Annotated in this window: 29 protein-coding genes; 8 read left to right on the forward strand and 21 right to left on the reverse strand. The window is 69.4% G+C overall.

What is annotated here, in order from left to right; translation table 11 throughout:
- Nucleotides 1-55: 55 nt before the first annotated feature.
- A complete protein-coding gene (locus IU476_RS08305) occupies nucleotides 56-1,345 on the reverse strand; it encodes a SidA/IucD/PvdA family monooxygenase (protein ID WP_195098342.1) in 1,290 nt (429 codons plus the stop codon).
- Between the two features lie 145 nt (nucleotides 1,346-1,490).
- Between IU476_RS08305 and IU476_RS08310 the strand changes: the two genes are divergently transcribed.
- From IU476_RS08310 to IU476_RS08320, 3 genes are all read left to right on the forward strand, one after another.
- On the forward strand, nucleotides 1,491-1,949 hold the full coding sequence (locus tag IU476_RS08310) for an MTB12 C-terminal domain-containing protein (protein WP_195098343.1): 459 nt from the start codon (nucleotides 1,491-1,493) through the stop codon (nucleotides 1,947-1,949).
- A 68-nt stretch (nucleotides 1,950-2,017) separates the two neighbouring features.
- Nucleotides 2,018-2,980, forward strand: coding sequence for an RluA family pseudouridine synthase (locus IU476_RS08315; protein ID WP_195098344.1), 963 nt, complete (start codon nucleotides 2,018-2,020; stop codon nucleotides 2,978-2,980).
- Between the two features lie 35 nt (nucleotides 2,981-3,015).
- On the forward strand, nucleotides 3,016-3,636 hold the full coding sequence (locus IU476_RS08320) for a hypothetical protein (protein ID WP_195098345.1): 621 nt from the start codon (nucleotides 3,016-3,018) through the stop codon (nucleotides 3,634-3,636).
- Here IU476_RS08320 and IU476_RS08325 read toward each other — a convergent pair whose 3' ends face one another.
- Together IU476_RS08325 and IU476_RS08330 are read right to left on the reverse strand one after the other, a co-directional pair.
- Entirely contained in the window at nucleotides 3,637-5,802 is a 2,166-nt protein-coding gene (locus tag IU476_RS08325) for an MMPL family transporter (RefSeq protein WP_195098346.1), read from the reverse strand.
- A gap of 29 nt (nucleotides 5,803-5,831) precedes the next feature.
- Entirely contained in the window at nucleotides 5,832-6,278 is a 447-nt protein-coding gene (locus IU476_RS08330; protein ID WP_195098347.1) for an EXLDI protein, read from the reverse strand.
- Nucleotides 6,279-6,455: 177 nt separating this feature from the next.
- Between IU476_RS08330 and IU476_RS08335 the strand changes: the two genes are divergently transcribed.
- Complete coding sequence (locus IU476_RS08335; RefSeq protein ID WP_195098348.1) at nucleotides 6,456-7,214, forward strand: CPBP family intramembrane glutamic endopeptidase; 759 nt, start codon at nucleotides 6,456-6,458, stop codon at nucleotides 7,212-7,214.
- Nucleotides 7,215-7,390: 176 nt separating this feature from the next.
- A complete protein-coding gene (locus IU476_RS08340; protein ID WP_195098349.1) occupies nucleotides 7,391-9,361 on the forward strand; it encodes a hypothetical protein in 1,971 nt (656 codons plus the stop codon).
- A 104-nt stretch (nucleotides 9,362-9,465) separates the two neighbouring features.
- Here IU476_RS08340 and IU476_RS08345 read toward each other — a convergent pair whose 3' ends face one another.
- The 12 genes from IU476_RS08345 to rpsJ all read right to left on the reverse strand — a co-directional run bounded on the left by IU476_RS08345 (nucleotide 9,466) and on the right by rpsJ (nucleotide 16,053).
- Nucleotides 9,466-10,539 (reverse strand): DUF6585 family protein, encoded by a 1,074-nt coding sequence (locus IU476_RS08345; protein WP_195098350.1) that lies wholly within the window; start codon nucleotides 10,537-10,539, stop codon nucleotides 9,466-9,468.
- A gap of 246 nt (nucleotides 10,540-10,785) precedes the next feature.
- The gene (gene rpsQ / locus IU476_RS08350; protein WP_195098351.1) at nucleotides 10,786-11,082 is read right to left on the reverse strand and encodes a 30S ribosomal protein S17; all 297 of its coding nucleotides are present in this window, start codon (nucleotides 11,080-11,082) and stop codon (nucleotides 10,786-10,788) included.
- Nucleotides 11,079-11,318 carry a 50S ribosomal protein L29 gene (gene rpmC, locus IU476_RS08355; RefSeq protein WP_195098352.1) on the reverse strand — a complete coding sequence of 80 codons (240 nt, stop codon included), beginning with the start codon at nucleotides 11,316-11,318 and terminating at the stop codon, nucleotides 11,079-11,081. The genes rpsQ and rpmC overlap by 4 nt, the downstream gene beginning before the upstream one ends.
- Nucleotides 11,318-11,734, reverse strand: coding sequence for a 50S ribosomal protein L16 (gene rplP, locus IU476_RS08360; protein WP_187686669.1), 417 nt, complete (start codon nucleotides 11,732-11,734; stop codon nucleotides 11,318-11,320). Before rplP ends, rpmC begins: the two co-directional genes overlap by 1 nt.
- A 3-nt stretch (nucleotides 11,735-11,737) precedes the next feature.
- Entirely contained in the window at nucleotides 11,738-12,541 is an 804-nt protein-coding gene (rpsC, locus tag IU476_RS08365; protein WP_040745658.1) for a 30S ribosomal protein S3, read from the reverse strand.
- The gene (gene rplV, locus IU476_RS08370) at nucleotides 12,542-12,940 is read right to left on the reverse strand and encodes a 50S ribosomal protein L22 (protein ID WP_187686667.1); all 399 of its coding nucleotides are present in this window, start codon (nucleotides 12,938-12,940) and stop codon (nucleotides 12,542-12,544) included.
- On the reverse strand, nucleotides 12,937-13,218 hold the full coding sequence (gene rpsS / locus IU476_RS08375; protein ID WP_024800475.1) for a 30S ribosomal protein S19: 282 nt from the start codon (nucleotides 13,216-13,218) through the stop codon (nucleotides 12,937-12,939). The genes rplV and rpsS overlap by 4 nt, the downstream gene beginning before the upstream one ends.
- 15 nt (nucleotides 13,219-13,233) lie before the next feature.
- Entirely contained in the window at nucleotides 13,234-14,064 is an 831-nt protein-coding gene (gene rplB / locus IU476_RS08380) for a 50S ribosomal protein L2 (protein ID WP_195098353.1), read from the reverse strand.
- Between the two features lie 33 nt (nucleotides 14,065-14,097).
- Nucleotides 14,098-14,403 (reverse strand): 50S ribosomal protein L23, encoded by a 306-nt coding sequence (gene rplW, locus IU476_RS08385; protein ID WP_195098354.1) that lies wholly within the window; start codon nucleotides 14,401-14,403, stop codon nucleotides 14,098-14,100.
- Complete coding sequence (rplD, locus tag IU476_RS08390; RefSeq protein WP_195098356.1) at nucleotides 14,400-15,071, reverse strand: 50S ribosomal protein L4; 672 nt, start codon at nucleotides 15,069-15,071, stop codon at nucleotides 14,400-14,402. The genes rplW and rplD overlap by 4 nt, the downstream gene beginning before the upstream one ends.
- Nucleotides 15,068-15,733, reverse strand: a complete 666-nt coding sequence (gene rplC, locus IU476_RS08395; protein WP_195098358.1) for a 50S ribosomal protein L3 — start codon at nucleotides 15,731-15,733, stop codon at nucleotides 15,068-15,070. Before rplC ends, rplD begins: the two co-directional genes overlap by 4 nt.
- Before the next feature lie 14 nt (nucleotides 15,734-15,747).
- Nucleotides 15,748-16,053, reverse strand: a complete 306-nt coding sequence (rpsJ, locus tag IU476_RS08400; RefSeq protein WP_003938093.1) for a 30S ribosomal protein S10 — start codon at nucleotides 16,051-16,053, stop codon at nucleotides 15,748-15,750.
- Nucleotides 16,054-16,624: 571 nt separating this feature from the next.
- On the opposite strand from rpsJ, the gene IU476_RS08405 reads away from it, so the two are divergent.
- Nucleotides 16,625-17,101: a hotdog fold domain-containing protein gene (locus IU476_RS08405; protein ID WP_195098360.1), complete on the forward strand. Its 477-nt coding sequence runs from the start codon at nucleotides 16,625-16,627 to the stop codon at nucleotides 17,099-17,101.
- A 30-nt stretch (nucleotides 17,102-17,131) separates the two neighbouring features.
- On the forward strand, nucleotides 17,132-18,295 hold the full coding sequence (locus IU476_RS08410; RefSeq protein WP_195098363.1) for a lycopene cyclase family protein: 1,164 nt from the start codon (nucleotides 17,132-17,134) through the stop codon (nucleotides 18,293-18,295).
- 9 nt (nucleotides 18,296-18,304) lie between these two features.
- On the opposite strand, the gene IU476_RS08415 is transcribed toward IU476_RS08410, so the two are convergent.
- The 3 genes from IU476_RS08415 to IU476_RS08425 all read right to left on the reverse strand — a co-directional run bounded on the left by IU476_RS08415 (nucleotide 18,305) and on the right by IU476_RS08425 (nucleotide 21,028).
- On the reverse strand, nucleotides 18,305-19,330 hold the full coding sequence (locus IU476_RS08415; RefSeq protein WP_195098364.1) for an SDR family oxidoreductase: 1,026 nt from the start codon (nucleotides 19,328-19,330) through the stop codon (nucleotides 18,305-18,307).
- Between the two features lie 80 nt (nucleotides 19,331-19,410).
- Nucleotides 19,411-20,163, reverse strand: coding sequence for an SDR family oxidoreductase (locus tag IU476_RS08420; protein WP_195098366.1), 753 nt, complete (start codon nucleotides 20,161-20,163; stop codon nucleotides 19,411-19,413).
- Between the two features lie 76 nt (nucleotides 20,164-20,239).
- Entirely contained in the window at nucleotides 20,240-21,028 is a 789-nt protein-coding gene (locus tag IU476_RS08425) for an enoyl-CoA hydratase (RefSeq protein ID WP_195098369.1), read from the reverse strand.
- 131 nt (nucleotides 21,029-21,159) lie between these two features.
- Between IU476_RS08425 and IU476_RS08430 the strand changes: the two genes are divergently transcribed.
- Entirely contained in the window at nucleotides 21,160-22,422 is a 1,263-nt protein-coding gene (locus IU476_RS08430; RefSeq protein ID WP_195098371.1) for a TetR/AcrR family transcriptional regulator, read from the forward strand.
- A gap of 7 nt (nucleotides 22,423-22,429) precedes the next feature.
- Here IU476_RS08430 and IU476_RS08435 read toward each other — a convergent pair whose 3' ends face one another.
- The 3 genes from IU476_RS08435 to IU476_RS08445 are packed head-to-tail and all read right to left on the reverse strand — an operon-like array spanning nucleotide 22,430 to nucleotide 25,184.
- The gene (locus tag IU476_RS08435; protein ID WP_195098720.1) at nucleotides 22,430-23,293 is read right to left on the reverse strand and encodes an ABC transporter permease; all 864 of its coding nucleotides are present in this window, start codon (nucleotides 23,291-23,293) and stop codon (nucleotides 22,430-22,432) included.
- 29 nt (nucleotides 23,294-23,322) lie between these two features.
- Complete coding sequence (locus tag IU476_RS08440) at nucleotides 23,323-24,090, reverse strand: ABC transporter permease (protein ID WP_195098721.1); 768 nt, start codon at nucleotides 24,088-24,090, stop codon at nucleotides 23,323-23,325.
- A gap of 41 nt (nucleotides 24,091-24,131) precedes the next feature.
- Entirely contained in the window at nucleotides 24,132-25,184 is a 1,053-nt protein-coding gene (locus tag IU476_RS08445) for an ATP-binding cassette domain-containing protein (protein ID WP_195098373.1), read from the reverse strand.
- Nucleotides 25,185-25,632: the final 448 nt, after the last annotated feature.

The following is a 25,632-nucleotide window of genomic DNA, read 5'->3' on the forward strand; positions in this document are numbered from 1 at the left end:
CCCAACCTTATTCTCGATAGCTAAGGGTAGCCTAGCCTATTGACTTTATCGACGGTCAGGACCGTCGGTGCGCGGCGGCACCGCGGGCCGCGCCGACCATGGACCGGGCCGGCACATCGCCGAGCACCCGATCCGAAAGTTCGCCCAGGCAGCTGAGATTCGGGAACCCGGGACCCTGCGCCAGGCCCGCGAGGTTGGGCAGATACAGCTTCGCCTCCAAGCCGTCGACCGCCAGGTCGTGACCGATCGACGCCTCCAGCCGCGCCTGCGTGAGCGGACCGCCGACCGCCAGCTCGACCAGGTCGGCGGCATCGGAGTCGAACAGGTCGAGGAACCACAGCGGTTGCCCGCCGGTCGCGTCGACCACCAGATCGAAGGAGTGCGTCTGGTCGGGGCGCAACTCGTTGCGCAGCGTCAGCGCCACGCCCTCGCCGTGCTCGGCGACCCGCACCACGCGCCCCTGCAGGTGGTGAACCCGGTTGTCGCCCAGCACATTCTCCTGCACACGCACCGAGAACACCCCGCGGTCGGTGCGGCGGATGACGTCGCGGCGCTCCTGCAGGCTCAGCGCCCGCCACTTCGCCGGATCACTGAACAGAGCGTTCTCGAAATAGCTTTCGCCGCGGGTGTAGATGGTGGCCGCGGGCGAGATCACCGACACGGTGAGGACGTCGTGATGCACCAGCTCGTCCACGGCCGATCCCGCGGTCTCGCCGCCGCCGATGACCGCCGCGCGCGAGGACGCCGGCAGGCGCCGCTTGCCGGCCAGGTCCCAGAACTCCGCGATACTCAGCACCTTCGGGTGGTCGGCGAGCGCGCGGCGGCTGTTGCCGGGGCCGGTGATCATCAGCCGGTCGGTGTCGATCTCGGTGAGCACGCCGTCGGCGTCGGCCACCGAGACCAGCCAGCCGTCGGCGGCCGGGCGGATGCTGCGCACGGTGCCGGTGATCAGTTCGACCTCGGCCTTGCGGGCGACCCACTGCAGATACTTCGCCCACACGTGGTGGTGCGGGCTGGGGCGGCCGCGGTCGACCCATTCGGCGTAGGTGCCGTTCTCGACCAGGAACGAGGTCCAGCTGTAGGCGATCATGCCCTGGTCGATCGCGCGGTTGTGCCCGCGCGCCCAGGTCGAGCGGTACGGGAAGCCGACATCCTTCTCCGGGCCGGTGCCCAGCCGGTGCTGTCCGTCGGTCCAGCCGCCGCTGGGCAGCCAATTGCCGCCCACCGCATGCGATTCCACGACCACCACGCGCGGAGCCGGCAGGCCCAGCTCCCGCAGCACCCGCGCCTTGGCCGCGACGGCCATCGCTTTCGGCCCGGCTCCGACCACGAGAAGCGTTTCCACTGGCTCTCCGTTCTGTGATTCCAGCCATCGGGTCCCCGGGGACCAGCTTTGCATAGGCTTACCTTATATTGCACTGTGGTGCCAGTCCTTCGGCAAGACTTGCGACGGAGGGCACCAACGGTCCCGTTAGTGATTGGATGAGCCCATGTTCCACATCTCCACCCGCGCCGTGGCGGCGTTCTCGCTGGCCGCGGCGGTTTTCGTCGGCGGAGCCGCGACCGCTGCCCCCGCCCTGGCCGCTCCGGCCGTCGTGCACGCCGCCGCCCCGGGCGTCGGTCAGCTGCAGAGCAAGCTCCAGCTGGTGCTGGACCCGAACGCCTCGCGCTCGGCCCGGGCCAACGAACTCGAGGCGGGCGAGGCCGGACTGCCGCTGGTGGACAACGTCGGCGGCGTGATGGCCAGCGTGCCGGGCTTCCAGTGGCAGGCCGTCGGCCCCGTCAACGTGGACGGCGACCGCCTGACCCACAACCTGCAGATCAATGTGCCCGGCTTCGACGCGATGTTCATCGAGCTGTCCTGGAAGGACATCGACGGCAACTGGAAGCTGACCCGCGAATCCGAGTGCACCATCGCCTACTACGCGAACCAGCCCTGCACGGTCTAGTTCCGTTCGGCGCGCCCCACCCCCGTCGTCCCGCGATGACGGGGGTGGGCGGCCGTTAGGCTCGTCGGGTGCGACGCAGGCAGAAGCCGCCGCTGCCGAAGCGGCACGGATTGGATCCGGCGCGGCTGCGCCTGCCGGAGGAGGGCAGCTGGGCGACCATTCGCGATCATCTCGTGGAGCGGCTGCCCCGGGTGCCCGCGGCGCGCATCGACGAGTTGCTCGCCGAGGGCGGCATCGTCGATCTGGACGGCCCGATCGCGCCGGACGCGCCCTACCGTCCGGGCGGGGCGGTGTGGTTCCACCGGGACCTGCCGCAGGAGACCCCCGTGCCGTTCGAGATCACGATCGTGCACCGCGACGAGACGCTGCTGGTGGTCGACAAGCCGCACTTCCTGTCGACGATCCCGCGCGGGCAGCACATCCTGGAGACCGCGCTCGTGCGGCTGCGGCGCGAACTCGAACTGCCCGATCTCATACCCGCGCACCGGCTCGACCGGGCCACCGCCGGACTCGTGCTGTTCGTCATCGATCCCGCCCGCCGCGGCGCCTACCAGACGCTGTTCCACCGACGACGGGTGCGCAAGCAGTACGAGGCCGTCGCCCGGTACGATCCGCGGCTGGTGTTGCCGCGCACCGTGCGCAGCCGAATCGTCAAGGAGCGCAACATTCTCCGCGCGTTCGAGGTGGACGGCGAACCCAATGCGGAGACCCTGGTGGAACTCGTCGAGCACCGCGACGGCCTGGGCCGCTATCGGCTCACCCCGCACACCGGCCGCACCCACCAGCTCCGGGTGCACATGAACGGCCTCGGCATCCCGATCCTCGGCGACGACTTCTATCCCGAACTCACCGACCGTCCCGTCGACGACTTCACCCGGCCGCTCCAACTGCTCGCCACCACACTGGAATTCACCGACCCCGGCACCGGCGAACCCCGGCGCTTCGAGACCACCCGCTCGCTCCAGGCCTGGACCGATCCGCAGGGCTGGGCTCGGCCCACCACCACGCCCGCCACGGCGATCGGTGATTGAATCGTCGCAGCCGAGGCGAAAGTGGAGGATCCAGCATGGCGCAACCGGCCGAACCGGCGGTACCGCAGGGCATCACCCCGTCGGGGCGGTGGTACGTGCTGGCCGCCGCGCTCGCGGTCGCGGGCATCGTCGGGGCGATGGTCATCGGGGTGACGAGCTTCGTGCGGCTGTCGGACCGGGTCGACGGCTTCCAGCGCGTGCCGATTCCGGGCTCATCGGATGTGCGGATCGGCGACACCGGCGGGTACACCATGTATTTCGAGTACCCCAACGCGTCCGCGGTGGCGTTCCGGGGTTCCGTGAACGTGCGGCTGCTCGGGCCGGACGGGGCCTCGATTCCGCTCGAGGACTATTCGTCGGCGCTGACCTACAACTTCGGGGGTCACGAGGGGCGGGCGGGCTTCTCGTTCGACGCACCCCGACCGGGCACGTATCACGTAGTGACACAGGGTGATTCGGGTGTGACGGCGGCGATCGGCCGCGGGATCGGCGGCTCGATCGGAGCCACCGTCCTCCTGGCGCTCGGCGTCGGTGCGGCGGGCGTCATCCTCGGCCTCGTCGTGCTCATCGTCGTTGCCGTGCGGCGCGGTTCGAGCAAGCGCCGCATCGCGGCGGCGGCCGGATGGAGTTATCCGGCCGCCCCGCCTCGCCACTGACTACCGCGCCTCCCCTCGCTCGCCCGCGTACGCGGGGCGGCTCGAATCATGCTGTGCCGCCGCGTGTTCCGGTCCTCGGGCGGCGTCCCCGTGGCCCGGCCACCACGCCCGGTGCCCGATCAGCGCGGTGAGCGCCGGAGTGAAGAACATCGCCATCACGAACGCGGCGATCGCGATGCCCACCGAGATCGCGAAACCCATCTCCGACAGGACCGTGTTGCCCGCCAACATCATCGACGCGAAGGTGCCGGCCAGAATGACACCTGCCGCCGCGATGGTCGGCCCGGTGTGCCGCACGGCCAGGGCCGCCGCCTGCCGCGGTTCGTTGCCCTCCCGGGCCTCTTCGCGCAGCCGGGCCACCATCAGGATGTTGTAGTCGGTGCCGAGCGCGACGACGAACAGGTACATGATGACCGGCAGGGTGAAGATCAGGCCCTGCTCGCCCTGGATGCGCTGGAACACCAGCACCGACGCGCCCAGCGTGGCCGCGAAGCCCAGGAAGACCGAGACCATCAGGTACCACGGCGCGACCAGGCTGCGCAGCAGCAGTCCCAGCACGATCATGATGAGGATCGCCGCCACCGGGAACACGACGGTGTAGTCGTGGTTCATCGCGTCCTGGAAGTCGACGAAGACCGCGGTCATGCCGCCGACGGCCGCCGTCGTCCCGGGCGGCGCGGCCGCGTGGGCGGCGTCGCGCAGCGGGCCGCGCACGGTGTCGATGGCGGCATCGGACTCCGGCGCGGACGCCAGTGTCACCTGATAGGCGGCGACCGAATTGTCCTGTGCCAGTGTCGGTTCGGAGACCTGGCCCACTCCCGGCACCGCCGCCAGCGCGGCGCGGTACCCGGACAGTTGCTCCGGGCTCAGGCCGCCGGTCGACTCCAGCAGCACATCCGAGGGCTGGGTGACCCCGGCGGGCATGCCCTTGAGCAATTCCTTGCTGTAGACGACCGACTCCGAGGCGTTCGAGGTGGAACCCGAGGTCAGATCGAACGTCGGGTTGAAACCGATGGCGCACAGGCCGAGTACGACCAGCACCCCGCCCGACGCCGCCGCGAACACCCCGGGCCGCTTTCCGAGCGCCCGGCCGACCGCCGCGAACCGCGCGCCCTTCGGCTCGGCCCGCCACGCCTTCGACGGCCAGAACACCTTGGCGCCCAACAGCGAAACGATCGCGGGCACCAGCGTCAGCCCGGCCAGCAGCGCCACCGCCACCGCGATCGCCAGCGCCGGTCCGAGCGACCGGAACATGCCCAGCGTCGACAGCAGCAGCGCCATGAACGCGATGATCACCGCGCCCGCCGCGGACGTGATCGCCTCGCCGACCCGCGTCACCGCGCTCACCATGGCGCTCTTGGGATCCTCGCCGGCGCGCAGCCGCTCCCGGTAGCGGAACATCAGGAACAGGATGTAGTCGGTGCCGACGCCGTAGAGCACCACGAGCAGGATCGAGGTCACCGAGCTGTCGATCTTCAGGTCGAAAGCCTTGCTCACCCAGGCGATCAGCCCGTTCACCACGCCGGTCAGCGCGCCGATCACCACGATCGGCAGCAGCGCGATGACCGGACTGCGGAAGATCACCAGCAGCAGCACCAGGATCAGCAGCACGGTGGCGATGCCGATGATGGTCAGGCCCTTCTGCGAGGACTCGGTGGCATCCAGGCCCTGGGCGGCCTGGCCGGTGACGCCGGCGCGCAGTTCGGTGCCGTTCACCTTGGCGCGCAGCGCCGCTCGCAGATCCTTCACGGCGTCGCTCTGGCGCGTGTCGGAGGCGCTGGTGACCTTGACCATCTGCACGGCGGCGATCTGCACCAGCCGGTTCTCCGACGGCGGCACCGCGGCGATCGAGGTGACGTTCCGGAGGTGCGCGTCGTCGAGCTGGGACGTAATCGCCTGGACCGCAGCCGAATCGGCTGCCGACAGCGGGGCCCCGTCGGATCGTTCGAAGACGACGATGGCGGCCGGCGCGGAACTCTGCGGGAACGCGCGCTCCTGCACGCGCATGGCCTGGATCGACTCGTAATGCGAAGGCAGGAAATCGGATTGGTCGGTGGTCGAGGTGAGCTTCGGCGCGGTAGCGACCACCGCTATCACGATCAGCACCCACAGGCCGATCGTCTTCCACGGATGATGAACGACCAGGGCGCCCAGCCGTGCGAACATGTCAAGAGTCCTTTCGGGAACGGGCCCGCTCAGATGTCGAGGACTTCGGTCTGCAGCCGCTCCGTCGCGGCGACCACGCGGCGGTACAGCTTGGGTGCGACCGCGACCCGCAGGTCCTCCAGAGTCTCCACGATCTCGACGGTGAAATCACCCCAATTCTGCTCGCCCACACCGAGAATGCCGCGCCAGTTGGTCCAGTCGGCGGCGAAGTTGGTCAGCGTCGAGAAGTCGGACCAGTCCGACCGCTGGCGCTGGATCACGAACTTGCCCTTGCGGCTGCGGTAGACGCGGTCCACCTCGATGCCGGTCTTGGCGACCTCCCGCGCCTCGGCCAGGAAACGGCCGACGAAACGCTTGCGGCGCAGGCCGCCGGGGCCGTCCTTCAGGGTGATCTCGCCGAGTTCGGCGGCGTCCGCGTCCTCGGCGGGCAGTTCGGTGGCAGCCGGCTCGCCCGGGTGCGGATCGGTGGTCATCATGATCTCTCCGTTCATCAATGCCTGCGCATGTGCGCATCGGATGATCTGTCGCACGCGGTGTTTCGCGGCGTCCAGCTCCCCCGCGGAGAACTATACGTAGACGTATACATACAAGGCAAGACCCGAATCGATACCGGCTCGCGGCACGGCGAAGCGACTGAACGTAGACTGGCCGCGATGTCTCGGAACGATAACGACGCCGCCGTCCTGCCTGCTCCGACCGGTCCGGCCCGCAAGGTGCACGCCTACCTGGACGTCGCCGTCGTCGTGGTCGTGCTCGCCGGCACCAACCTCGTCGCCCACTTCACCTCCGCGTGGGCGAATATCGTGACCGTTCCGATCGCCGCGGTCGTCCTGGTGGCGATGATGCGGCGGCGCGGGCTGGGCTGGGCCGAACTCGGATTGTCGCCGCGGCACTGGCGGCGCGGCACGCTCTACGCGCTGGGCGCCGTCGGCATCGTGCTGAGCGCGGTGGCGATCGGCGCATTGTTGCCGATCACCCGGCCCTTCTTCCTCGCCGACCGGTACGCGACCATTTCCGGCGCGTTGATCGCCTCGATGATCGTCATCCCGTTGCAGACCGCGATTCCGGAGGAACTGGCGTTCCGCGGCGTGCTGCACGGCGCGCTCGATCGCGCCTACGGCGTGCGCGGCGTATTCGCCGCCGGCTCCCTACTCTTCGGGCTCTGGCACATCGCCTCGTCACTCGGATTGACCAGTGGCAACCGCGGTTTGAGCGCCGTGCTCGGCGGCGGCGTGGCCGGGCAGATCTGCGGCATCACCCTGGCCGTGCTCGCCACCGGCGCGGCGGGCGCCGTGTTCACCTGGCTGCGGCGGCGCAGCGGCAGCCTGCTCGCGCCGATCGCGTTGCACTGGTCGCTGAACGGCGCGGGCGCGCTGACCGCCGCCATTCTCTGGCATACCGCGCTGCGCTGAATCCCGTGATTTCCGAACGGATGTTCGGTGTTGCCATTGACCACGGGTAGGTCACGGATTACTCTCACTGCGGTCACACATATGTTCGAGTAATCGGCTGTTGCGGATATTCGGCACCATACCTGCTTCATGGAAGGCTCGCGATGCGCGACGACCAGTCGGCCGGGAATGCAGAGATGTCGGCAGAAGCGCTGTCCAACGCGGAGATCGCCGCCCTCGCGCAGCGCGTGGCCACGGCCCGCGGCAAACTTCCGCTGCAGACCGACCCGGCGCTGTTCGACGAACTCTCGGAATCGGAGATCGCCGCCGAGCGCGATCTGGCGGAATGGATTCGGGCGCAACGCCGTCGGCAGCGCCGCCGGGCCGTCTCGGCCGAACTGGCCGCGGAGAAACGCGACCGGCGCGTCGCGCTGGCCCTGCGCCGCGCCGACGACGCCGACGCCCGCTGGCACCGCCGGGCCCTCGCCGCGCGGCGGCGGGTCTCCAATCCCGATGCGCGCCTTGCCCAGCTGTACCGCCGCGCCGAATGGTCCTCGCGCGCCCTGATCGGCGTGGTGGTGCTCGGCATGGTGTGGGCGGGCGTGAACGTGCAGCACAACCTGGTGCCCAGCGGCGACATGTCCGACCCGCTGTACTGGCTGAGCTACGGCTTCGAGGCGATGATCTCGATCCCGATCATCACCATCATGGTGGTGGCGACGACGGCCGCGCGCTGGGGCCGCGAAATCGCCCGGGGCAAGGTGGTTTTCCTGGAGGCGGCGCTGCTCGGCGTCACCATCGCGCTGAATGCCGGGCCGCACGTGGCCGCCGGCGCGCCTGCCCGCGCCGCCGAGGCCGCCGTGGCCCCGGTCATGGTCGGCGTGGTGATCTGGTTGCACGCCTGGGTCTCCGCGCGCTACGCCCAGCTCATCGACGCCATCCCCGACCAGTCCCCCGCCACGCGCACGATGTCCCACCGCATCGTGGACGCCTTCGCCCCGGTGCGCGACGGCGCGGCCCGAGAATCCCGCGGCCTCGCCGCCGCCTACGAACCCTCGCACAACGAAACCCTTACGCACACCTCGCATTACGCAAGCGCAGCAGCTGAAGACCGCCACAACCCACCCGCCGCAAAACCATCCGACCTGCACCGTGGTGTCTCGCACCCGGCCGCCCAGCGGAACGGGCATGCGCATCGCGCCGGGCACACCAACGGGAACACCTATCCGTCGACGGCGTCGGAGAAGCCCGGCGGCACGGCATCCCGGCCCGCGACGGGCCCGGCGCACAACGGCCACGGCCATCCGACAGGGCACACCAACGGGAAGACGTATCCGTCGACCGCGCCTGAGGAGGGGGACCCTACGGGGCTCGCACAGCACCTCCCCCCGGCCCATCACGGCCACTCGCACGACGAAACAGCCTCAGCAGCTGAGCAACCCACCGAAACCAACGGTCGCTCCACCCTGGAAGCTACGGATATCGCCGGATATCCCCTGCCGCCCGCCCCGACAGGTCCGGACGCGAGACGCATCGGGAGCACCGAGCCGGTGGCCGAAGACCGCTCGGCGCATGACGATTCGAGCGCGACCAGCTCGGCGGCGAGTACGCCTGCGGTGGCCGAGCACAGCGGGAGCGCTGCCGCGGGCGAGCAGCACGCCGCGCTGCCGGAAGCGCCCGCGCGCCAACCGGCCGATGTGGCCGACGCCGTACCGCCCGTGAGTACCGACTCGAATCCGGAGCCCGCGAAGAACGAGCCGACCGCATCGGAGGGCCAGAAGTCGCGCTCCCCCAAGGCCGGTGCGCGCGGGACGCAGCTGGCGCTGGACGAGCCCGCGCCCGTCGATGTCACCGAGTACCGGCGGCCCTACGCCGTGGTCGAGGCCGAAGCCGAAGTGGCGGAGGAGGAGTCGGCGCGGACCGTTGCCTCGGCTGCCGATCTGGACGCCGAGGTCGACAATGTCGGGGTGTGGGCGGTGGCCCGGGAGATCTCCGAGCGGCGACTGTCCAAGCTGCCGGTCGAGCAGCTGGCGGAGATTCTCGCCCTCGCCGACGAATCCTGGACCCCCGCCGCCATCGGCGCGTCCATCGGCCTGCCGGGCTCGCGCATCCTCGGCATCCTCGAAGCCGCCCGCCGCATCCGCCGCCCCTACGCCGTCAGCGGCTAGCAGCGACGAGCGAAATACTCACCGCCATAGCCGATCCGACCGAATTCACCGACGCGGCTTCCGGCCGGTCCCGATCGCCGGTGCTGGCCGTGCTGCCTCGAAGGTCAGGTGCGGCGGCCGCGCGGGTCCGCCAGGGCCCCGCCGATCACGCCGACCGTCTCGCCCGCCTTGCGAATCGCGATGGCGCGCTGGCCGGAACGGCTCGCTTCCGCGGGCGGGGCGACCGTGTCGGGTTCGGCGGGCGCGGCGACGGTGCTATCGACCACGGTGACGGCCGCGGCCTCCACCGCGGCGGCGTCCGCCGGCTGCTCGGTGGCGTCGACCGGCGCGACCGGGACGCCCGCGGCAGCGGCGGCGGCCTCCTCCAGCGCGGCTAGCCGCAACCGCTCGGCGACTTCGTTGAAAATGTAAAAATTCGGGATGGCTTCGACGGGTTCCAGCGAAACCCATTGCCCGTCCACCTTGATGCAGACCAGCCCGTGCTGCGCCTCGATGCGCTGAATGTGCTCCCAGGGATAAGACTTTCCGGCATAGGCGAGTTCGTTCAGATTCACGGCGATGTTGCCGAACATCACCGTTTCCTCCGCGTCGATCGCGGCGGCCACCCGCGGCAATTGCGTTGCCGTGACGGCCGACTGGATTGCGGGACCCCATTCGCGCGCGCCTTCGAAGACGTGTTCGTCGAAGGCGGCAATGCTGGGCCCCGGGCCGGTGAGCGTGAACGCGTATTCGGTCGCGGCCGCGGCGGCGGTGTGAAACGGAATAACTTCCTGCCGCACCTCGACGGTGTCCCAGCGAAATGCCACGACGTCCTCGGCGCCGCGATACACCGTCACGCCGTGGTCGAACAGATCCAGGCGGGCCTTGCGGCTGCCGCGATTGCGGCGCTTGCGCAGGAACGCGATCGCGGCCGGGACCAGGGCCAGTCCGCCGATCGCCCCGCATCCGGCCCACGACCCGGCGGCCGCGCACAGCGCGCCCACGGCAACGAGACCGCCGGCCACGAGGGCGCACCCACGTACCACCGCATCGCCGCTCATCGGCGCGAGCTGGAACGTCTGGCGGTGTTCACCGAGCTTGTCGTGGTCCGCGATGAGGTAGATCAGCTGCGACAGGGGTACCGTGCGCCGACCTCCGGTTCCCCCGGTCTCGCGAGGTTGCGTACTCGGGGTGGTCAATTGTCCCTCCAACGGACGGTTGGTTCCGCGCGGATCGTATTCGACTCGACGGAATCCCGCTACTACTCCACGCGGTTCGAATGCAACCCGCAACCGAACTCAGCCGTATCGTAAGCCAGCCCCCGAGCGGCTTTTCCGACGGTCCTCCTATTCGAGTCCCGCAATTGCGCCGCGGACAGACCGAAGGCCCGCTTCCCTGGGGGAAGCGGGCCTTCGAGTTACGACTTCAGCCGAGGTGGAGAGGGTTTACTTGGCCCGCTCCAGGACCTCCACCAGCCGCCAGCGCTTGGTGGCGGACAGGGGGCGGGTCTCCATCAGCTGCACGCGGTCGCCGACGCCGGCGATCTCGTTCTCGTCGTGCGCCTTCACCTTGGAGGTGGTGCGAATGATCTTGCCGTAGAGCGGGTGCCGGTTACGGTCTTCCAGCTCGACGACGATCGTCTTGTTCATCTTGTCGGAGACGACGTAGCCGACACGTACCTTGCGGCTGCCGCGCTCCTGCTCCTTGGCCGGCGTCTTGGCCGGGCCCTTCGCGTCACTCATGCCGCGTCTCCCTCGCCTTCGGGACCGGAGGCCAGGCCGAGCTCGCGCTCGCGCATGACCGTGTAGATGCGCGCGATCTCGTGCCGGACCACACGCAGACGCCGGTTGTTCTGCAACTGACCGGTCGCCATCTGGAAGCGCAGGTTGAACAGCTCTTCCTTGGACTCACGCAGTTTCGCGACCAGGGCCTCGTCATCGAGCTCGCGGAGCTCAGCGGCCGGATTGGCGGTTGCCATCAGAACTGCTCCTCCCGGGTCACGATCCTGCACTTCATCGGGAGCTTGTGCATCGCGCGGCGCAGGGCCTCGCGAGCGGTCTCCTCGTTCGGGTACGACATCTCGAACATGACCCGGCCGGGCTTCACGTTCGCGACCCACCACTCCGGCGAACCCTTACCGGAACCCATGCGGGTCTCGGCGGGCTTCTTGGTCAGCGGGCGGTCCGGGTAGATGTTGATCCACACCTTGCCGCCACGCTTGATGTGCCGGTTCATCGCGATACGCGCCGACTCGATCTGCCGGTTGGTGACGTAGGCGGGCTCGAGGGCCTGGATGCCGTAGTCGCCGAACGCCACCGAGGTGCCGCCCTTGGCCATGCCGGAACGCTTGGGGTGATGCTGCTTGCGGTGCTTGACCTTGCGAGGCATCAGCATTGGTCAGCCCTCCTTGGACTCTGCCGGCGCGTCGGCCACCGCTGTCGCGGCACCGGCACGCCCGGCCTCAGTGCTGGTCGCGGTGGTGCCGGAGGAACCGGACCGCCGCGGACGGCTCGGCCGCTCACGACGCGGACGCTCGTTGCGGCCCGGCTCGGTCGCGGTGACCTCGCGCTTGCCGCCGACGATGTCGCCCTTGTAGATCCAGACCTTCACGCCGATGCGGCCGAAGGTGGTCTTGGCTTCGTACAGGCCGTAATCGATGTCGGCGCGCAGCGTGTGCAACGGCACCCGACCCTCACGGTAGAACTCCGAGCGCGACATCTCGGCGCCACCGAGGCGGCCCGAGCACTGCACGCGGATGCCCTTGACGTTCGGCGAACGCATGGCCGACTGGATGGCCTTGCGCATCGCGCGACGGAACGCCACACGGTTCGACAGCTGCTCGGCCACACCCTGGGCGACGAGCTGCGCATCCGACTCGGGGTTCTTGACCTCGAGGATGTTCAGCTGCACCTGCTTCTTGGTGAGCTTCTCCAGCTCGGCGCGGATGCGGTCGGCCTCGGCGCCACGCCGGCCGATCACGATGCCCGGACGCGCGGTGTGGATGTCCACCCGGACGCGATCACGAGTGCGCTCGATCTCGACCTTCGAGATGCCCGCCCGCTCCATGCCGGTCGACAGCAGCTTGCGGATCGCGACGTCTTCCTTGACGTAGTCCTTGTACTGCTTGTCGGCGTACCAGCGGGACTTCCAGTCGGTGGTGATACCGAGGCGGAAGCCGTGGGGATTGATCTTCTGTCCCATTTACTTAGCCCCTCCCTTCCGGCGGCTACGAGCCGGGGCGGCGGCTGCGACGCTCTCGACCTCGATGGTGATGTGGCTGGTGCGCTTGCGGATGCGGAACGCACGGCCCTGGGCACGCGGCTGGAAGCGCTTCATGGTCGCGCCCTCGTCGACGTAGGCCGTCGAGATCACCAGGGTGTCCGGGTTCAGGCCGAGGTTGTTCTCGGCGTTCGCCGCGGCGCTGGCCACGACCTTGGCGACCGGCTCGCTCGCGGCCTGCGGAGCGAATCGGAGGATGTTCAGCGCATCCTCGACCCGCTTGCCGCGGACCAGGTCCACGACCCGGCGGGCCTTCATCGGCGTCACGCGGACGAACTTGGCGGTCGCGCGCGCGGTCGGGTTCTGAGTTTCGGTGCTCATCGCCGCTTGCTCTTCCGATCTTCCTTGACGTGGCTCTTGAAGGTCCTGGTCGGCGCGAACTCACCGAGCTTGTGCCCGACCATGTTCTCCGACACGAACACCGGCACGTGCTTGCGGCCGTCGTGGACGGCGAAGGTGTGGCCGATGAAATCGGGGATGATGGTCGAACGACGCGACCAGGTCTTGATGACCTGCTTGGTGTTCTTCTCGTTCTGGACGTCCACCTTCTTGAGGAGGTGTTCGTCGACGAACGGGCCCTTCTTCAGGCTGCGTGGCATGTCTTAACCTCCTCTTCAGCGCTTCTTGCCGCGACGGCGGACGATGAGCTTGTCGCTCGGACGGTTGGGTTTACGAGTGCGGCCCTCGGGCTGACCCCACGGCGAGACCGGGTGGCGACCACCGGAGGTCTTGCCCTCACCACCACCGTGCGGGTGGTCGACGGGGTTCATCACGACACCACGGACGGTGGGGCGGCGGCCCTTCCAGCGCATGCGGCCGGCCTTGCCCCAGTTGATGTTCGACTGCTCGGCGTTGCCGACCTCGCCGACGGTGGCGCGGCAGCGCACGTCGACGCGGCGGATCTCACCGGAGGGCATACGCAGGACGGCGTAGGCGCCTTCCTTACCCAGCAGCTGGATGCTCATGCCGGCGGCCCGGGCCATCTTGGCGCCACCGCCCGGACGCAGCTCCACCGCGTGCACGGTGGTACCGGTCGGGATCGAGCGCAGCGGCAGGTTGTTGCCGGGCTTGATGTCGGCGCCCGCGCCGGACTCGATCCGCGTGCCCTGGGTGACGTTCTTGGGCGCGAGGATGTAGCGCTTCTCGCCGTCGGCGTAGTGCAGCAGCGCGATGTTGGCGGTGCGGTTCGGGTCGTACTCGATGTGCGCGACCTTGGCCGGGATGCCGTCCTTGTCCAGGCGACGGAAGTCGATGATGCGGTAGGCACGCTTGTGACCGCCACCGCGGTGACGGGTGGTGATCCGGCCGTGCGCGTTGCGGCCGCCGGACTTGCTCAGCGGGCGCAGCAGCGACTTCTCGGGGGTCGACCGGGTGATCTCGGCGAAGTCCGAGACGCTCGAGCCGCGGCGGCCCGGCGTAGTCGGCTTGTACTTACGGATTGCCATGAGTTCTTCTCTGCTTTCTGGATTCCCCGCCGCTTACGCGACCGGGCCTCCGAAGATCTCGATGGGCTTGCTGTCGGCCGAGAGGGTCACGAGCGCGCGCTTGGTGCTCTTGCGCTGTCCGTAACCGCTGCGGGTCCGCTTGCGCTTGCCCTGACGGTTGGCGGTGTTGACGCTGGTCACCTTCACGCCGAAGACCTTCTCCACGGCGATCTTGATCTGCGTCTTGTTCGCGTCGGGGTGCACCACGAAGGTGTAGGTGCCCTCCTCGATCAGCCCGTAGGACTTCTCGGAGATGACCGGCGCGAGCAGGATGTCGCGGGGATCGGCGATGGTGGTCACTTGCTGTCCTCCTGTGCAGCCTCAGCGGGCCCGTGCACGAAGGCGTTCAGGGCCTCCACGCTGAACACGATGTCGTCGCTGTTCAGCACGTCGCGGGTGTTGAGCTGGTCCGGCGCGATCGGATGCACGTGCGGCAGGTTCGCGACGCTCTTCCACGCGGTGAGATCCTCGCGGCCCACCACGACCAGCAGCTTCTTGCGGTCGCTCAGCTCGGCCAGGAAGCTCTTGGCGCTCTTGGTCGAAGGCGTCTGTCCCGCAACCAGTTCGGTGACGACGTGGATCCGCTCGCCGCGCGCGCGGTCCGACAGGGCGCCACGCAGGGCGGCGGCCTTCATCTTCTTCGGCAGGCGCTGCGAGTAGTCGCGCGGCTGCGGGCCGTGCACGGTGCCACCGCCGGCGAACTGCGGAGCGCGGGTCGAACCCTGGCGGGCCCGGCCGGTGCCCTTCTGGCGGTACGGCTTCTTGCCACCGCCGCGGACCTCGCCGCGGGTCTTGGTGGCGTGCGTGCCCTGGCGCGCGGCGGCCTCCTGGGCCACGACGACCTGGTGCATCAGCGCGATGTTGGCGGTCACGTCGAAGATCTCCGCGGGGAGCTCGACGGTGCCGTTGGTCTTGCCACCCGGCTCTTTCACCGGCAGCGTGAGGTTGGTCTTGGTCTCGGTGCTCATGCCCGGGCACCACCCTTCGCAGCGCTCTTCACGATCACGATGCCGCCCTTGCGACCCGGGATCGCGCCCTTGATCAGCAGCAGGCCGTTCTCGGCGTCCACCTTGTGGACCGAGAGGTTCTGCGTGGTGACGCGGTCGTTACCCATCCGGCCCGACATCCGCATGCCCTTGAACACGCGACCCGGGGTGGCGCAGCCGCCGATGGAACCCGGACGGCGGTGCACGGCCTGCGCACCGTGCGAGGCGCCCTGGCCGCGGAAGCCGTGGCGCTTCATGGTGCCCGCGTAGCCCTTGCCCTTGCTGGTGCCGGTCACGTCGACGAACGCGCCCTCTTCGAACACGTCGGCGGAGAGCTCCTGGCCGACCTCGAAGCTGGCGGCGTCGGCGACCCGGATCTCGGCGACGTGGCGACGCGGCGTCACGCCGGCCTTGGCGAACTGCCCGGCGACGGGCTTGCTCACCTTGCGCGGGTCGATCGCGCCGAAGGCCAGCTGCACGGCGGAGTAGCCGTCGCGCTCCTCGGTGCGGATCTGGGTCACGACGTTCGGGCCGGCCTTGACGACGGTCACGGGAACGACGCGGTTCTTGTCGTCGAAGACCTGGGTCATGCCGAGCTTGGTGCCCAGGATGCCGGTCGCCGGCCGGTTCTTGTTGTCAGTCATATCTACAGTCCCCGTCACTGAATGTTGACGTCGACGCTGGCCGGCAGATCGATGCGCATGAGCGCGTCGACCGTCTTCGGCGTCGGGTCGAGGATGTCGATCAGCCGCTTGTGCGTGCGCATCTCGAAGTGCTCGCGCGAGTCCTTGTACTTGTGCGGCGAACGGATGACGCAGTACACGTTCTTCTCGGTCGGCAACGGCACCGGCCCGACGACACGGGCACCGGTGCGGGTCACCGTCTCGACGATCTTGCGCGCAGACGCATCGATCGCCTCATGGTCGTAGGCCTTGAGCCTGATGCGGATCTTTTGTCCCGCCACGCTGAGTGTCCTTTTCTCCGCTTAGCTTTCGCTTTTCGGTCCAGAGGGCTTCCGGAAGTCGCCTTCCGAAGCACCCTCATCTGCATGCCCGAACCTGAGAAGTCACAGCTGACGCAATCCGTCCTGACCACGACCGGGCTCGACCCGATCCATCGCCGCTGTTCATCTGTCATGGTTCTTCCGGTCCACGCGGTCGGGCGTGTCGCCATGCCGCTCATTCCTCGGCCCCGGAAATTTTCTTCCCATGAGCCTCGGAACTCGTCCCGGACGTATCCGCGCCGGACTCGACGGGATACAGAGTGGGTACTGCTCGCCCCGCACCGACACAACGGACTGTCCGCAGGACAGACGCCACCCGGTGCAGGCAACCCGAACAGTATGCCTGAGCCCTCGGGGCGACTCCAAATCGGGGTCCCTGTGATGCTGACAACGCCGCTACCAGCGCGTCCGGTCCGGTGGAGGCGACCGTGGCCCAGCCTACCGGCTTCTCCCCGCGGCGCGCACGGACGCCGTCGCGACCTGGATTCCGAGGCCCCCGGGCCGCTATCTTACTCTGGAGTAAGGTAGCGGTATGACGAACGAGACCGCCACCTATCGCGGCTGGAAGAAGCTGCCCGACAACCGCCTCGGGCACGCGCTGTTCTCGCTGGGCATGATCGCGCGGGTGCCCTATTTCGGGACCGTGGTGCCGAGCGTGACGCGGCTGGAGCCGGGGCTGTGCGAGGTCACCGCGCCGAAATGGTTCGGGATCCACAACCACCTGGGCACCTTCCACGCCATCGCCGCGTGCAACCTGGCCGAGGTGGCGATGGGCATGCTCAGCGAGGCCACCGTGCCGACCACGCACCGCTGGATTCCCAAGGCCATGAACGTGCGGTACCTGGCCAAGGCGGAATCCGGGCTGCGGGCCGTGGCGCGGCTGGCCGAGATCCCCGACTTCGCCGCGATCACCGAGGGGCAGGACGTGGTGGTTCCCATCTCCATCTACGACAAGAAGGGCGTGGAGGTGGTGCACGCCGACATCACCACGTGGGTGACGCCGAAGTAGGCGGTGCCGCCTGTTGATTGAATGAGAGCCATGAGCGATCGGTCTGTCCGCGACGCGGATGTGTGCGTGGTGGGCCTGGGGCCGGCGGGGCGGGCGCTGGCGCACCGCGCGCTGCGGGCCGGACTGACCGTGGTGGCCGTGGATCCGCGGCCCGAGCGATTATGGCCGCCGACCTTCTCGTGCTGGGTCGACGAGCTGCCGGAGTGGCTGCCGGACAGCGCGATCGCGCAGCGGATCGAGGCCCCGGTGGTGTGGACCGAGGCCGCCCACCGCATCGAGCGGCCGTATTGCGTGTTGTCGAAACAGGGTCTGCACGACGCGCTTTCGCTGGCCGACGCGACCGTGCTGGCCGGGCGGGCCGCGAGCGTCGACGCGCACCGGGTGGAACTGAGCGACGGGACCGCGATCACGGCGGCGGCGGTGTTCGACGCCCGCGGCCTGCCCTCCCCCGGCGCGCGGCGGACCGCCAGCGCGCACGGCATCTTCGTGGACGCCGACCGCGCCGCGCCGATGGTGGCCGAAGGCGAAGGGCTGCTGCTGGACTGGCGCGCCGAGAACGGCGCCGGGCCCGACGAGCCGCCGTCGTTCCTCTATTCCGTGCCGCTCGGCGACGGCCGGGTGATCTTCGAGGAGACGAGCCTCGGCCTGCGCGGCGGGATGCCGCAGCGCGAACTGCGCCGTCGCACCCTGAATCGGCTTGCCGCGCACGGCATCCGGCTGCGCGGCGACGAGCCGAGCGAGGCCGCGCACTACCCGCTCGACCAGCCGCCGCCGAAACCCGGTGCGGTCGGGGCGATTCCGTTCGGGTCGCGGGGCGGGATGATGCATCCCTGCACCGGCTACAGCGTGGCCGACTCGTTGGCGTTGGCGGACACCGCGATCGACGCGCTGCGGACCGGCGAGGATCCGGTCTCGGCCCTGTGGCCGTGGCGGGCGCGGCTGGTGTACTGGATGCGGATGCGCGGCGTGTACGGGCTGGGACGGCTGACCACCGCGCAGTCGGTCGCCATGTTCGACGCGTTCTTCACCGCCTCGCCGCGCCGGCAGCGCGCGCTGCTGTCCGCGCACGACGACTACGCGCCGCTGGGCGCGGTGCTGTTCATGACGGTGGCGCGCACCTGGCCGTTCCGCTGGCGCTACGACCTGGTCGGCTGGACCAACCGGAACCGCTGGGTGGGTTACGAATACGGGTAGCCGCCGCGCTCAGACCCAGTTCTCGATCCAGTACTTCCAGATCCGCGGGGCGTAGGCGGCCAGCGGCGGCACCCGGATGTCCGTGCCCGCCAGCGCCGCGGCGGCGTTGCGGTGATCGAACCAGCAGCCGAACTCGCTGTGCTCCAGGACTTCTCGCGGCACCCCGACGCGCGGCAGCGCCCACGCGACGCCGGGCAGCCGCATCATCGTGTCGAGGGTCTGCTTGGGCATGACCTCCATCAGATGCGGGGCGCCGGCCTGGTCGGCGAACAGGTTGAGCACGTCGGCGGCGCTCTGCCGGCGCGGGTCGACCAGGTGGAAGGTGGTCCCGGCGGGGGCCCGGCCGTGCGCGATGTGGTCCAGGGCGCGGGTCACGAAATCCACCGGCACCATGTTGGTCTCGCCGAGCTTGGGCACCAGCAGCGGCAGGATCCGGGGCAGTTGCGCGGCCATGCGCAGCAGCCGGAAGAAGTGGTAGGGCCCGCCGATCCGGTCGATCTCGCCGGTGCGGGAGTGCCCGACCACGATCGAGGGACGATAGACCCGCCACGGCACGCGCGACTGCTCCCGCACCAGCCGCTCGGACTCGAAGGCGGCCCGCTGCTGCGGGGTGGACAGCGCCTGGCCGATGTCGAACATGTCCTCGGTGAACGGGCCCGCGGCGGAGCCGGCCACCGACACCGTCGAAACATGGTGCAGCACATCGGCTTCCAGCCGCTCGGCAATGTCGATCACGTTGCCGGTGCCGCCCGGCGCCACGGCGTCGAACCCGGCGGCCAGGTGGAACACGTGCTCGATGCGGCCGCGACGGGACGCGACCCACTCCGGGTCGATGCCGAGACCGGCCGCGCCCAGGTCACCGCGCACGGGCCGCACCCGGTCGCCGCCCGCCCACTCCCGGGTGCGCCGATCGAACCGATACGCCGCATCCGCACCGGGCCGCACCAGTACGTACACCTCGTCGCTACGTTTCAGCAATTCCGGAACGAGATATCGCCCGATGCACCCGGTCGCCCCAGTAACCAGGTAAGCCATGTTGTAAGACTAACGCCAAACACCCACCAAGATCGGTAGGCGAGTTGCGAGCCGTTCGCCGGTTCGTGCCGAAACGTTGTTCAGCGCGGGTACCGCGCGTCCAGCCATTCGTCGAAGGTCGGGCCCGCGATGAGCGCGCCGGGACCGGGCAGCAGCGCGCCCTCGGCCTGGAGCCGGCTGTCCGGGTCGTCACCGCGCACGGCCTCTTCGACATGGGCCGGACCGCCGCGCCGCGCGGCGAGTTTCGCCGCGGCGGCGGCGAGGTTCAGTTCCTCGGGCCCGGCGATCTCGACCCGGTCCGGAGCCGTGTCGGCGACGGCCAGCTCGGCCACCTTCTCCGCGACGGTGCGCGCGGCGACCAACTGCGTCCGCATCGGCGGCACGACGGCCGTGTCGCCCTGTGTGGTCCAGGCCAGCATCATCTCGGTGAACTCGTGGAACTGCGCCGCCCGCACCACTCGCACCGGCACCGCGCCCTCGCCGTAGGCTCGCTCGTGCGCCAGCTTGCCGGCGTAGTGCCCCTCGGTGAACCCGTCGATACCGATGATCGACACCAGCACGATCCGCCGCACCCCGGCCCCGCCCGCGGCGCGCTGCACGTTGTGCCCGATGGTGCGAAAGAAGTCGGTCACCGCCTCGGTCTCGGTGGTTGCGGCATTGGTCGCGTCCACGACCACGTCCGCTCCGGCCAGCGCCCGCGCCAGGCCGGTGCCGCGGTAGGCGTCCACACCGGCCGCCCGAGCGGCCGCGACGACCTCGTGCCCCTGATTCTTCAGAACGTCGGCAACCTCGGCGCCGACCCGTCCGCTGGCCCCCAGCACCACGATTCGCATGACGATCTCCCTTGTTTCGTAGGTTCACGAGGAGGACGAGACGAGCGGTCCGAGTGTGACACCGCCGAGCGGACGGCTAGGAGAACACGGCCTTGCGCTTCTGCAACATGGCGGTCGCGCCCTCGACGAAGTCCGGGGATCGCAGCAGTTCGGCCTGGCCGGACTTCTCCGCGGCTAGGGCGGTGTCGAGTGCGGTCAGGGCGGCCTGGTTGAGGGCGCGCTTGGTGAGTTCCAGGGCGCGGCGGGGGCCGGCGGCGAGCTTGGCGGCGGCGGCTTCGACCGTCGCGTCGAGTTCGTCGGCGGGCAGTACGCGGGTGAGCAGGCCGCGGCGCTCGGCCTCGGTGGCGGGCAGACGCTCTCCGAGCAGTGCCATCTCGGCGGCGAGCGGGCGACCGGCGGCCGCGGCGACCATGGCGGCGGCGCCGCCGTCGGGCATCAGGCCGATGTTGATGAAGGCGAGCAGCAGGTAGGAGTCGTCGGCGGCGTAGCTGAGGTCGGCCGAAAGGGCCAGTGCGACACCGATGCCCGCGGCCGCGCCCCGGATGCGCGAGACGACGGGGACCGGCGCGTCGACGATGGCCCGCACCAGCCGGTTGGCCGCGTCCATGGTCATCTCGGGGGTGATGCCGCGCTGCGCCTCGGACGCGGTGGCGGACAGGTCGGCTCCCGTGCAGAAGTCGCCGCCCGCACCGGTGAGCACGATCGCCCGCACCGTCGAGTCGCTGGCCGCGGCCGCGAAGGTGTTGCCGAGTTCGACCATGGTGTCGTACCCGATAGCGTTCTTGCGCTTGGGGTTGGTGATCGTGACCCGCAGCACCGGCCCGTCGTGGACGGCGGAGAATCCGGTGTGGTCGGTGGTGCTCATGGCAACTCCCCAGGAAGGCCGACGGTGCTGGCGGCGGCGCGAGAATGATGGTTAACTTTGCGAATTGTGGTTAACTTAGGTTGACTTGTCCGGCGCTGTCAACAAGGGCGGCACGGCAGAAGGAGAGGTGTATGGTCGCGGATCGCAGCGAGGCCGGGCTCGCTTCCGCGCGACCGGACAGCTCGCCGAACGGTCACGGTGAGCGGCGCGCGCCGGTACAGCGGCGGCCCAAGAACCGAAAAGCGCAGATCGTGCGGGTCGCGGCCCGCGCGTTCAGCGAGCGCGGCTACCACCCGGTCGGCGTCGACGAGATCGCGGCGGAGGTCGGCATCTCCGGCCCCGCGCTGTACCGCCACTTCACCAACAAGTACGCGTTGCTGGTGGCGGCCGCCGAGGCCGGCGCGCAGCAGTTGCTCGACACCGCGCGCGGGGCCGACAACCCGCTGCTCGATCCGGAATCGCGACTCACCGCGCTGATCCGCGCGCTGGCCGAGCACACCATCGAGGTGCGGCGCGAGGGCGGGCTCTACCGGTGGGAGCGCCGGTACCTCGAGCCCGAGGACCGCGCGCGCATCCGGGTGATCTACGCCGGGCTGCACGAGACCGTGGAGAACGCGATCGCCCCGCTGCGCCCCGACGCTGCCGAGATCGACATCCAGATCCTGGCCACCGGCATGCTCGGCGCGATCGGCAGCATCACCGCTCATCGCACGGCACTGGCCACCACCCGGCTCACCGACCTCTTGCAGGACATCTGCCGATCGATCCTGCACACCGAGCTGCCGCCGCCGCCCACCCGCGAGGCTTCCGAGTCGGCGGTACGCGGCCTGCCGCTGAGCAGCAAGCGCGAACAGCTGCTCACCGAGGCCATCCGGATCTTCGGCCGGCAGGGCTACCACGAGGCCAGCATCGAGGAGATCGGCGCGGCGGTCGGCATCAACGCCTCCAGCGTCTACCGCTACTTCACCAGCAAATCCGACCTGCTCGCCGCGGCCTTCCACCGCACCGGCGAACGGGTCGCGATCGCCAACTCCGAGGCGCTGGCCGAGGCGACCAGCCGCGCCGACGCCGCGCTGCGCATCGCCGCCCGCTTCGCGCGCCTCACCTTCGCGATGCCGGAGATCCTGCCGGTCTACTTCGCCGAGTTCTCCAACCTGCCCGCGACCGAACAGCAGAAGCTGCGGTCCATCCAGCGCCAGAACGTGCTGGAGTGGGCCCACCTGCTCGACGGCGACCCGGCCGAGGCCCGCTTCCGCGTGCACGCCGCCATCGCGCAGGTGGTCGACGTGGGCCGCCGGATGCGCTTCGACAGCCGCGCCGAAAGCCTCGCCCGCATGCAGGCGCTGATGAACGCCGTGCTGCTGGGCGAGGACGCGCCGCCGAGCGGGGAGTGATTCCCGCTCAGGCGGTTTCGGCGGCGCGCCGGTAACCCCGGACGGCCGGGTAGGCGAAGACCACGATCATCCCGACGATCCAGGCGATCGTCTTGAGCAGGGGCGCGGCGATCGGCCCGTCCCAGGCCAGGCCGCGCATGGCGTCGACGGCCGTGCTCATCGGCTGGTTCTCCACGGTCTTCTGCAACCAGGTGGGATAGGCGTAGGTCGGCACGAACCCGGAGTTGAAGAACATCAGCAGCGTATTGACGATGGCGATGATGTTCACCAGGAGCACGCCGTCCGACACCGTCGCCAGCGCCGTCACCATCACCGCGAACGCGACGCCGAACAGCACCGGAATCGCGATCATCGCCAGCGAGGCCAGCGGCCCGTTCCAGAACCGGAACCCGATGCACACCCCCACCGCGACCACGAGCAGCGTCGAGACCAGCACCCGGATGGCCTCGGCCAGCAACCGCCCGGTGAGCCCGGCGGCCCGGTGGATCGGCATGGTCCAGAATCGGCTCAGCAGACCGGTGATCTTCTCGGTCCGGAAACCCAGCGCGCTGACCACCGCGCCCGACATGGCCGCCACCAGGGTGATCATCGGGACCGTGCCGTAGTAGCTGGGCATGCCGGTGGCGTTCTCGATCATGTAGCCGAGCACGACCTTGAACATCAGCAGCGTCAGCACCGGGTAGACCAGGGCCTGCACGGTGGTCGCGGGATCACGCGACCACGCCACCAGCAACCGGCGGCACTGAATAAGACTGTGCCGCGCCCACGTCGACAGCGCTCGCTCGGACTGCGGCGCGACCACCGGCAGCGGTGAATTGCCGCCGAACCCGTCGGCCCCGCCGTCCGTCCGCTCCGCGTCGAGCTCTCGCACCACCGTCGACTCCGCTGTTCCCGCGCCGCTCACGCTCGCCTCGTATTCGCCCAGACCGCCAGCGGCACGAACGCGACCGCCAACGCACCCAACCACACCAGCGGCACCCACAGCACCTGCCAGCTCACCCCGTGCTCGGCCATGTCCCGCATGGCGAAGGAGAACTGCGAGATCGGCTGGTTCCGCACGAACGGCCGGATCCACGCCGGGAAACCCACCTCGGGCACGAAACCGCACGACAGCATGCCGAAGATCAAGGTCGGCAGCGTCAGCGCCTGGCTCAGCGACTCCGGGCTCTTGGTCAAGCTGCCCAGGCCGTCGGCGCCGATCGCCAGCACCGTGCCCACCGCCAGCGAGAACACCAGGAACAGCACGGCCTGGCCGAAGCCCGCGACGAACCGGAAACCGATCACGTACCCGAACAGGATCGCCGCCGCCAAGGACGTCACCGACCGGACCAGACCCGCGGACAGGCGCGACAGCAGCGGCACCAGACTCCCGATCGGCATGGTCTGCATGCGGCTGTTGAGCCCGGTCAGCGCCTCCATCGCGGCGATCTGCGCATTCGACATCATCGTGAACGCCATGGTCTGCAACACGATGATCGGCATCACGAACTGCGCGTAATCGATGCCGCCGACCTTCATCACGAAACGCAGCGGCAGATAGAAGCCGACCGTGAACACCAGCGGGGTGATCACGGCGACGATCAGCTCGCCCTTGGTCACCATGGTCCGCACGAGCCGCCCGGTCAGCGCCCGCCACTGCGCGAAGCTCGACGGCCGCGCGGGCGGCATGTCGGCGAACAGCCGGGTCTCGGCCGCCGCGGTCGAAACGGTCACTGCTGCCCGCCCGAATGCCCGGTGAGGGTGAGGAAGACGTCGTCGAGCGAGGGCCGCCGCAGCGCGATATCGGCCAGCTCCACCCCGGCCGCGTCCAGCCGGCGCACCGCCTCCGCCAAGGTCGCCGCGCCGTCCGGCGCGGGAATCGACACGCGATCCGCGCCGTCGGCGAACAGGTCCGTGCGCACGGCCTCCGGTAGCAGATCACCCAGGGCGTCGGCCGCGGTGCGCAGCTGCTTCGGATCCAGCGGCACCACCTCGCAGTAGCTGCCGCCCGTCTTCTCCTTCAGCGCGTCGGCGGTGCCCTCGGCGATCACCGCGCCCTTGTCGATGACGATGATGTTGTCGCTGAGGATGTCGGCTTCCTCGAGGTACTGCGTGGTCAGCAACACCGTGATGCCCTGCTGCTTCAACGCCGTCACCAGATCCCAGACACCTTGGCGGCTGCGCGGATCCAAGCCGGTGGTGGGCTCGTCGAGGAACACCACCTCCGGGCGCACCACCAGACCGCACGCGATGTCGACCCGCCGCCGCATCCCGCCCGAATAGTGGCGCACCGCGCGGCGGCCCGCGCCGACCAGATCGAACTCCTCGAGCAAGGTGTCGGCACGCTTGCGGGCGGCCTTCTTCGCCAAGCCCATCAGACGGCCGAACAACTCCAGGTTCTCCCGGCCCGACAGATTCTCGTCCAGCGCCGCGTACTGCCCCGTCATCATGATCGAGCGCCGCACCCCCGCCGGATCCCGCAGCACATCGTGCCCCGCCACCACGGCCGTACCCGAATCCGGGCGCAGCAACGTGGACAGCACCTTCACCGCGGTCGTCTTCCCCGCGCCGTTCGGGCCGAGAATGCCGAGCACACTGGCGCGCTCGGCGGTGAAACTGACACCCCGCAGCGCGTGCACGTCCCCGAAGGACTTGTGGACCTCCGACACCACCACGGCCGGGTCGGCGCCCCGCGGCGCGGGACGCTCGGCAGCGGTCGCGGCTGCCCCGTCCGTCGCCGGGTCACCCGGGGGGTGCGGTTCCGCGTTGTCCAAACTCGGCATCAACTCTCCACTATCGACCGGGCAGCGACCGGTATGTCCGGAACGCCGTGTGCACGCCTCGGTAGGTGATCCCATCCACCTGCCGCGATGTTACTGTGTTTAATTGCCGCTCCTTCGTCGCGGCGGGTTTGTGGCGCCTTCAGTCTCGGTTTTGGGGGACCGCTGCTTGCTCCTTCGTCGCTTGCGCAGCGGCCCCCCAAAACCGAGACGCGCCACAAACCGTGTATGTGTGCGCTTGGGCGGGCTTGGCGGGGTTTGTGGGCTGTTCTTGTCGCCCTTGTGGTTCGGGCTCCCGTCTTTTCGGGTGGGTGGCTCTTGTGTGCCAGTGGTGTTCTGCGGCAAGGGAATACGTAAGTAGTCGTTCTCTCCTTCTCTTAAGTGGTTGTCGGTGGTACCCACTTGCTCTTGTGAATACTTGTGGCGTTACTCACATTTCGAGGGCTCGGGG

It is taken from the genome of Nocardia blacklockiae, from assembly GCF_015477355.1.
Taxonomy (GTDB): Bacteria; Actinomycetota; Actinomycetes; order Mycobacteriales; family Mycobacteriaceae; genus Nocardia; species Nocardia blacklockiae.

Excerpts from the sequence above, each read along its gene's own strand:
- IU476_RS08310 (WP_195098343.1), top strand. The coding sequence starts at position 1,491 with ATGTTCCACATCTCCACCCGCGCCGTGGCGGCGTTCTCGCTGGCCGCG.
- IU476_RS08320 (WP_195098345.1), top strand. The coding sequence starts at position 3,016 with ATGGCGCAACCGGCCGAACCGGCGGTACCGCAGGGCATCACCCCGTCG.
- IU476_RS08325 (WP_195098346.1), bottom strand. The coding sequence starts at position 5,802 with ATGTTCGCACGGCTGGGCGCCCTGGTCGTTCATCATCCGTGGAAGACG.
- IU476_RS08330 (WP_195098347.1), bottom strand. The coding sequence starts at position 6,278 with ATGATGACCACCGATCCGCACCCGGGCGAGCCGGCTGCCACCGAACTG.
- IU476_RS08335 (WP_195098348.1), top strand. The coding sequence starts at position 6,456 with ATGTCTCGGAACGATAACGACGCCGCCGTCCTGCCTGCTCCGACCGGT.
- IU476_RS08340 (WP_195098349.1), top strand. The coding sequence starts at position 7,391 with ATGTCGGCAGAAGCGCTGTCCAACGCGGAGATCGCCGCCCTCGCGCAG.
- rpsQ (WP_195098351.1), bottom strand. The coding sequence starts at position 11,082 with ATGAGTGACGCGAAGGGCCCGGCCAAGACGCCGGCCAAGGAGCAGGAG.
- rpmC (WP_195098352.1), bottom strand. The coding sequence starts at position 11,318 with ATGGCAACCGCCAATCCGGCCGCTGAGCTCCGCGAGCTCGATGACGAG.
- rplP (WP_187686669.1), bottom strand. The coding sequence starts at position 11,734 with ATGCTGATGCCTCGCAAGGTCAAGCACCGCAAGCAGCATCACCCCAAG.
- rpsC (WP_040745658.1), bottom strand. The coding sequence starts at position 12,541 with ATGGGACAGAAGATCAATCCCCACGGCTTCCGCCTCGGTATCACCACC.
- rplV (WP_187686667.1), bottom strand. The coding sequence starts at position 12,940 with ATGAGCACCGAAACTCAGAACCCGACCGCGCGCGCGACCGCCAAGTTC.
- rpsS (WP_024800475.1), bottom strand. The coding sequence starts at position 13,218 with ATGCCACGCAGCCTGAAGAAGGGCCCGTTCGTCGACGAACACCTCCTC.
- rplB (WP_195098353.1), bottom strand. The coding sequence starts at position 14,064 with ATGGCAATCCGTAAGTACAAGCCGACTACGCCGGGCCGCCGCGGCTCG.
- rplD (WP_195098356.1), bottom strand. The coding sequence starts at position 15,071 with ATGAGCACCGAGACCAAGACCAACCTCACGCTGCCGGTGAAAGAGCCG.
- rplC (WP_195098358.1), bottom strand. The coding sequence starts at position 15,733 with ATGACTGACAACAAGAACCGGCCGGCGACCGGCATCCTGGGCACCAAG.
- IU476_RS08405 (WP_195098360.1), top strand. The coding sequence starts at position 16,625 with ATGACGAACGAGACCGCCACCTATCGCGGCTGGAAGAAGCTGCCCGAC.
- IU476_RS08410 (WP_195098363.1), top strand. The coding sequence starts at position 17,132 with ATGAGCGATCGGTCTGTCCGCGACGCGGATGTGTGCGTGGTGGGCCTG.
- IU476_RS08415 (WP_195098364.1), bottom strand. The coding sequence starts at position 19,330 with ATGGCTTACCTGGTTACTGGGGCGACCGGGTGCATCGGGCGATATCTC.
- IU476_RS08420 (WP_195098366.1), bottom strand. The coding sequence starts at position 20,163 with ATGCGAATCGTGGTGCTGGGGGCCAGCGGACGGGTCGGCGCCGAGGTT.
- IU476_RS08425 (WP_195098369.1), bottom strand. The coding sequence starts at position 21,028 with ATGAGCACCACCGACCACACCGGATTCTCCGCCGTCCACGACGGGCCG.
- IU476_RS08430 (WP_195098371.1), top strand. The coding sequence starts at position 21,160 with ATGGTCGCGGATCGCAGCGAGGCCGGGCTCGCTTCCGCGCGACCGGAC.
- IU476_RS08440 (WP_195098721.1), bottom strand. The coding sequence starts at position 24,090 with ATGCCGCCCGCGCGGCCGTCGAGCTTCGCGCAGTGGCGGGCGCTGACC.
- IU476_RS08445 (WP_195098373.1), bottom strand. The coding sequence starts at position 25,184 with ATGCCGAGTTTGGACAACGCGGAACCGCACCCCCCGGGTGACCCGGCG.